General features: G+C 43.4%; 11 protein-coding genes. 3 read left to right on the top strand and 8 right to left on the bottom strand.

Annotated elements, in window-relative coordinates:
- Positions 1-204: 204 nt before the first annotated feature.
- A complete protein-coding gene (locus AACR41_RS00415; protein ID WP_152551044.1) occupies positions 205-396 on the bottom strand; it encodes a hypothetical protein in 192 nt (63 codons plus the stop codon).
- Positions 397-477: 81 nt separating this feature from the next.
- Positions 478-615: a hypothetical protein gene (locus AACR41_RS00420; protein ID WP_161768757.1), complete on the bottom strand. Its 138-nt coding sequence runs from the start codon at positions 613-615 to the stop codon at positions 478-480.
- A 141-nt stretch (positions 616-756) separates the two neighbouring features.
- Between AACR41_RS00420 and AACR41_RS00425 the strand changes: the two genes are divergently transcribed.
- Entirely contained in the window at positions 757-1,905 is a 1,149-nt protein-coding gene (locus tag AACR41_RS00425) for a Fic family protein (protein WP_030008288.1), read from the top strand.
- A 196-nt stretch (positions 1,906-2,101) separates the two neighbouring features.
- On the opposite strand, the gene AACR41_RS00430 is transcribed toward AACR41_RS00425, so the two are convergent.
- From AACR41_RS00430 to AACR41_RS00455, 6 genes are all read right to left on the bottom strand, one after another.
- Positions 2,102-2,326, bottom strand: a complete 225-nt coding sequence (locus tag AACR41_RS00430) for a toxin-antitoxin system HicB family antitoxin (RefSeq protein WP_030008289.1) — start codon at positions 2,324-2,326, stop codon at positions 2,102-2,104.
- The gene (locus AACR41_RS00435) at positions 2,298-2,753 is read right to left on the bottom strand and encodes a putative toxin-antitoxin system toxin component, PIN family (protein WP_012308640.1); all 456 of its coding nucleotides are present in this window, start codon (positions 2,751-2,753) and stop codon (positions 2,298-2,300) included. Before AACR41_RS00435 ends, AACR41_RS00430 begins: the two co-directional genes overlap by 29 nt.
- A gap of 74 nt (positions 2,754-2,827) precedes the next feature.
- Positions 2,828-3,019 (bottom strand): hypothetical protein, encoded by a 192-nt coding sequence (locus tag AACR41_RS00440; protein ID WP_030008290.1) that lies wholly within the window; start codon positions 3,017-3,019, stop codon positions 2,828-2,830.
- A 3-nt stretch (positions 3,020-3,022) separates the two neighbouring features.
- Entirely contained in the window at positions 3,023-4,126 is a 1,104-nt protein-coding gene (locus tag AACR41_RS00445) for a hypothetical protein (protein WP_030008291.1), read from the bottom strand.
- A gap of 36 nt (positions 4,127-4,162) precedes the next feature.
- A complete protein-coding gene (locus AACR41_RS00450; RefSeq protein ID WP_084150045.1) occupies positions 4,163-4,558 on the bottom strand; it encodes a hypothetical protein in 396 nt (131 codons plus the stop codon).
- A gap of 105 nt (positions 4,559-4,663) precedes the next feature.
- Entirely contained in the window at positions 4,664-4,864 is a 201-nt protein-coding gene (locus tag AACR41_RS00455) for a hypothetical protein (protein ID WP_030008293.1), read from the bottom strand.
- Between the two features lie 69 nt (positions 4,865-4,933).
- Here AACR41_RS00455 and AACR41_RS00460 point away from each other — a divergent pair, with 69 nt between their 5' ends.
- Both AACR41_RS00460 and AACR41_RS00465 read left to right on the top strand, forming a co-directional pair.
- Entirely contained in the window at positions 4,934-5,197 is a 264-nt protein-coding gene (locus AACR41_RS00460; RefSeq protein ID WP_030008294.1) for a hypothetical protein, read from the top strand.
- Between the two features lie 28 nt (positions 5,198-5,225).
- The coding region (locus AACR41_RS00465; RefSeq protein ID WP_030008295.1) for a phospholipase D-like domain-containing protein at positions 5,226-6,048 on the top strand (823 nt) is incomplete at its 3' end.

The following is a 6,048-nucleotide window of genomic DNA, read 5'->3' on the forward strand; positions in this document are numbered from 1 at the left end:
AACTTATCGAGTAAGGTTAAAGCAAGAGGTAAATTAGCTGTACTAGCTAACACTTCAAACCGAATTTTTGCATTAATTGTACCTAGTTTAATATCAGAAATATTGTCCATAAATGTATAAAAATAAATCTTTATTCTTGTGCCAAGATAGCGCATCAATAGAATTTTTGCCAAAAAAAAGGCATCCTCGAAGATGCCAAAGAAATTAACGCTGAAAAGGACATTCAAGGGCGGGAGGAGAGCCAAAAGCCATCCGTAGAAAGGAACGATTAAGGACAAAACTGCCTGTTCCCTCGATGACCAGCAGACAGACCCAAAGCCAGCGACCTCGATAGAGGATACATCCCATAAACGAGATCAGTTGGTGAGCAAAATAGATCAGGGCAAATGCTTCCATGATCTATGCCTTCTGAATCTGCGAACGGTGGCTAGGTGGGTGATTTTCCACTGAAGCCGATTGAGGAAGCAGTTTCTGGGTTTATCCATAGCGTTCATGGGCTTGTTGGACAAAACTCTGGAGAATGTTCATGTCCTTCGGGGTTGCAGAGGTCGGTGTAATTTTTTGATTGTCAGCCTTGCGGGTTAAATTCACGCCACCGTCAGGGGTGATTTGCAAAGAAATATAGCAATACTTGAAAATTGTCTTTGCTTCTGAAGCTATCCTTATTCCTGTAGGACTGCCGTCATATTAACGAAATAAGCACTTTTTCGATAATATAACCTTGGAATTGGTTCAGTATTAACGAAAGCGATAATTATGGCGATCGCCAACCGAGCGGGTCAGTATGTGCAACAAGTAGAGGGCTATCGGGCGTTTATTCCGAAGCCATTGCCACCAAGTCCTGAGATTGAGATGGATCAGGAAATGTGGAATTTACTTTCTTTGGCAGATCGGGCATTGGGTCGTCTGGATGGTTCGACGGATGCATTACCGAATCCTGATCTATTTGTTTTTATGTATGTTCGTAAAGAGGCAGTATTATCGAGTCAGATTGAAGGAACTCAGGCTTCTCTGATTGATGTACTGGAGTTTGAATCTCAGACTTTGGATCCGGATAATCCACAGGATGTGGAGGAAGTCGTTAACTATATTGCGGCGGTGAATTACGGTTTGGAGCGTTTACAGTCGTTACCTGTCTCCTTGCGCTTAATTCGAGAAATCCATAAAAAATTGATGCAGGGAGTTCGAGGTGCTGAACGGAGTCCGGGGGAGTTTCGCCGTACTCAGAATTGGATTGGGGCGGGTGGTTGTACGCTTCAAGATGCGAGTTATGTACCGCCGCCACCCCATGAGATGAAGCTGTGTTTGGATAATTTAGAAAAGTTTTTACATGATCCGCGACCTATGCCGCCGTTGCTCAAGATTGGTTTAGCCCATGCGCAGTTCGAGACGATTCACCCGTTTTTGGATGGGAATGGTCGGGCGGGTCGTTTATTGATTACTTTTTTGCTCTGTGAGCAGCAAATCCTCCAGCGACCTTTACTTTATATTTCCTACTATTTTAAGAAGTATCGAACTCGTTATTACGACCTGTTGCAGGGGGTTCGAGATGCAGGGGATTGGGAGAGTTGGTTAAAGTTTTTCCTGCGGGGGATTGCAGAAACGGCAAATGAGGCGGCAAGGACAGCACGGCAGATTGTCCAACTAAAGGAGGAGCACCGTATTTTACTGTTGGAGCGGATGGGGCGAAAGTCGGGGAATGCCATCGCTTTATTAGAAACGCTTTATTTTAAGCCGATCTTCACGGTGGAACATGCCATGGAGGTGACGAGGTTATCCTATCCCAATGCGAATAGATTGGTGAAAGACCTTTGTAATATTGGTTTACTGGAGGAAATCACAGGACAGAAACGGAATAGAGCTTTTTGCTATGCTCCATATCTGGCGGTGTTTAAAGATGGGTAATTGGTTAAGCTAAGTGATTCCCTCGCTAGAACCACTCGTCTCCAGAACCGGACGTGAAACTTTCGCTCCATAGGCTCCTCAATGATTTGGTGCTTGTCACGCACACCTCTAGATTCATAGTTAAAAGGGATGAAGGTTGAGGTAATCCTCATCTATACTCTGGAACTGAAAGGAGTCAGCTCACAAGAGGGCTAAATTAAGATTGCGGAAAATGCAGATCAAGCTTATCTAACAGGGCTAAACCCTGAGCCTGATTACCCATTGCAGCTAGTACCTTAAAGCGAGTGTGGGCATCAAACTCAGCGAGAGCAATATTAGAAAATTCTTCCATCAATTTATTTAGGCTAATCCCCCTTGCCTTCGCTAATTCCTTGAGACGAGAGTGTTTATCATCAGGAAGACGAATTGTTAATGTTGCCATCTTGTAACCTCCGTATAAACATTTCTGGTGTAAGAATTAATAAATCAGGAAAGAGTAGTTCAGCCCTTTGGAAATCTTTGGTATTCCCCGTAATAATGGCTCGCGCATTGCCGGCGATCGCCAATTCCAGCAAATGATTATCGCCTTCATCCTGTAGATTAGGTCGCCAGAGATAGTAAATAGAAACCCACTGACAAACCCCCATAAGTGCCGCCAATAACGTCTGAATTTCATCAGGAGAGAGAGGGCATCGAGTGAGAACATCTTTGCGGTGAATCACTGATTCGTACTCAGTAAACAAAGCATTACCCATGAGTGGTAAGCATTGACCCTGAAGGCAGCGACGAAGCAGCTCTCGACTCAAGCCAGAAGCACTAATTAAAGCACTCACAAAAACATTGGTATCTAAGACAATGCGGGGAACCATGCCCTAAAGATAGCATATACGCTATCAAATGACCTCCGTAAAAAAACATCCCGAAGGATGTCAAAAACGAAAATTTAGCGTTGTACCGGACATTCAAGGGCGGGAGGAGAGCCAAAAGCCATCCGTAGAAAGGAACGATTAAGGACAAAACTCCCCGTTCCCTCGATGACCAGCAGACAGACCCAGAGCCAGCGACCTCGATAGAGAATAAATCCCATAAAGGAGATCAGTTGGTGGGCGAAATAGATAAGGGCAAATGCTTCCATGATCTATGCCTTCTGAATCTGCGAACGGTAGCTAGGTGGGTGATTTTCCACTGAAGCCGATTGAGGAAGCAGCTTCTGGGTTTGTCCGTAGCGTTCATGGGTTTGTTGGACAAAACTCTGGAGAATATTCATATCCTTGGAGGTGGCAGAGGTCGGTGTAATCTTTTGATTGTCAGCCTTGCGCGTTAAATTAACGCCCCCGTCCGGAGTGACTTGCCAGGAAATAGCGTTGGTTTGGAAGGTTTTTGTTCCATCTTGAGCAATGTCCACCTCCCCAATTTTCTCCATCTGACTAACGACGACCTTAACCGCAGGTTCGACAAAATTTTGCATAAAAACCGTGGCTGCCTGTTGTCCAGTATGGCTAAGAGTTTGATGGACATGTTGCTTGACCTGGTTATGGGTTTGCTTAAACTTCTGGGAGGCAGTGACAGAAAACTGATTTGCTAAACCACGCAGTTTATCGGCAACCATATTGCGCTGCTGATTAAACCAATCTCCTACCGGCTGATTCAGCGTGGTCACCTGCTTGGGATTGAGGGTTTGACTTTGCACAAGGGCGTCTAAACGCGCCTGCATCTCATTAAGTCTGTCATTGGCAAGATTAAGCTTTTCTTGCAGTACCTCAAACTTTTGCGTGACAAAGGAGGGAGAAGACTCTACTCCAGGCGCAGAAGTATCGACAACTTCGGGGGATGCTGGCGGCGGAGAATCGGCTACTGGCGCTGTTTTTTCAGTTGGGGTCTCTGTCTGAGTCGTGCTCAGTTGATTCGTCGAAATAATGCCATCCTTGCTTTTGAATAAAAGCTGATTGTTTTTATCAAGAATGCGCACAGAACCAGAATTTTCTTGGGGAGCAAAGGCTTCATTGAGGGTTTTTGTTTCCTTGGGAGTGAGTTTGACTTGTTTGCCTTCACCGCTAACAGTGCCATCGTAAATTTTTCTAGAGCTGACGCGAATCGTAATCTCTTGATCATCCTTCATGCCCAGTTGAACGAGCTTATGGAGGAATTCTTCGATGGCGGAGAGGGTTAGATATGCCGTATCAATTGAATTGTTGGTGATCTCACGGGCAGATTGCTGATCACTAGATTGTTGAATATCCATGGAATGATCTCAAAAAAAGAAGAAAAGTGCAAAGATTTACCGTTTTAAAGCACGGAGTAGGAAAGACATTTGGGCAGTCGGAGATAATAAAATATCGGGCAATAAACAGCCACCTAAAGTATCAAGAACAAGTTCGCCATGGACTTGGACATAGCGGGGGATTTCGTCGATGACGAGGACAAAAGTGGCAGTAGTGCGATCGCCGAGAAAATCTTGGTCAACGTAGATCAAGCAACCTTGATGGACAACGAAACAGGTGTCGTCCGCACCATTGGCATAGATCTCGACATATTCAGGCAGATAATTGTCAGGCAGAGGTTCAGCGTCCCAACCTTGACCTGTGAGTAAACCGAGGGATTCAGAAAAATCGACCTTGGCGCGGATTACTTCTGGGAGGTCGTCAATGAGTTTTTGGTCAGAATCCATAAGCATGGGAGAGTACCTCAAAGTATTGGTATAAAGGCAAAAACTGCCTTCTATGGAGTAAGAGAAAAAAGGGGCGAAAATTCGGATAAAGTTGCAAAATAAATTTCAGGATCAGAAAACAGCGGCGAGTAAGTCGGCGGTTTCTGGGGCATCAATTGCCCGAAAAGCTTGGGCATCTTGACGCAGTTGATCGAGGTCAATTTCTTTACTGGTAGGCGTTTTCGCTTGGGGAAGATCTGAACAGATTTCTTGATAGGCAGAAATTAGGGCCAAATCTCGTCGTTGGAAATCTCGCTGGGTGAAGTGGGGCAATGCCGTCTTTAAAAACTGCTGCTTGAGGGTTTCCCAATCGGCAGTGGATTCCTTAAACGCCTTGACATCATGCTCTGGAATAATGATGGTTTGGATCAGAGGAATGCGGGAACCCTGGCGATCGCCAATGCCGCGATTCCAGATAATCGCTTTCCCCTGGGAGAGTTGCAGAATTTCACTGGGGTCAATGATGGCAACGGATTGCTTATGCTCCGTATGACTGCTGGAATTGCCGCTCTTTTGCCGAGAACGCCCCTTTGTGTCGTACTCTACATCCTAATTGACCATCAAAATTTTAAAATCATTTCTCGAATTAAGAAGAGGCGGTTATAATATTTTTGTATTTATTTTTCTCTCCCAAATGCAAAGTTTTCCTGTTACATGGTTTGAAAGTGGAGCAACCATCAAGCAAATCAAGCATTACTTTTCACAAGGTAAAAGTGAAATTCGCATCGCAAGTGGATTTTTTACACTCCGGGGATGGGGATTCATTCGATCCTCTACAAAAAATAAGAAAGTTTATTTGTTGGTCGGTATCGATGAGCCAGGTGAAGAAAGAGCAAGAAAATTATTGATCGATGCTATTCTTCTAGATCTTCGTACAGGACTAGACCGAGAACGTCGACAAACAGTACTTGATTTAATTGCAAAAATTGAATCTAATAATTTCCATATTGTTGATGCAAGAGCAACAGATCATCATGCAAAACTTTACATTGTTGATTCAGATACAGCAATTGTTACATCTTCTAATACGACGGGTAAAGGCTTAGTTGAACAAATAGAGTCTGGATGTATATATTCATCATTGCTTGTTGACCAATATATTCAACAAACAAATAACGCTTCTCAAGAGATCAAAACAGAGTTGAATTCTTATATTACACAACAAGTAGCTGAATTAATCAAAAAATTTAATGATTATTTTTCAAATGCCATTGATATTACTCAAGAGTTATTAACACATTTAAAAAAATGGCTAGAGCTGTGTCGACCCTGGGATATTTATTTAAAGACAATTCTTGCATTGGATCAGACTAAAGAAGTTTCAACAACTTATGATAAAGAGCCATTAATTTACCAAAAAGATATGATTTCTCTTGCGCTTAAACAAATCAAAGAATATGGTGGTTCAATGTTAGTTGCTTCAACCGGCTTAGGAAAAACTGTTATAGGAACTTGGA

Source organism: Picosynechococcus sp. NKBG042902 (assembly GCF_963864045.1).
Classification (GTDB): Bacteria; Cyanobacteriota; Cyanobacteriia; order Cyanobacteriales; family MRBY01; genus MRBY01.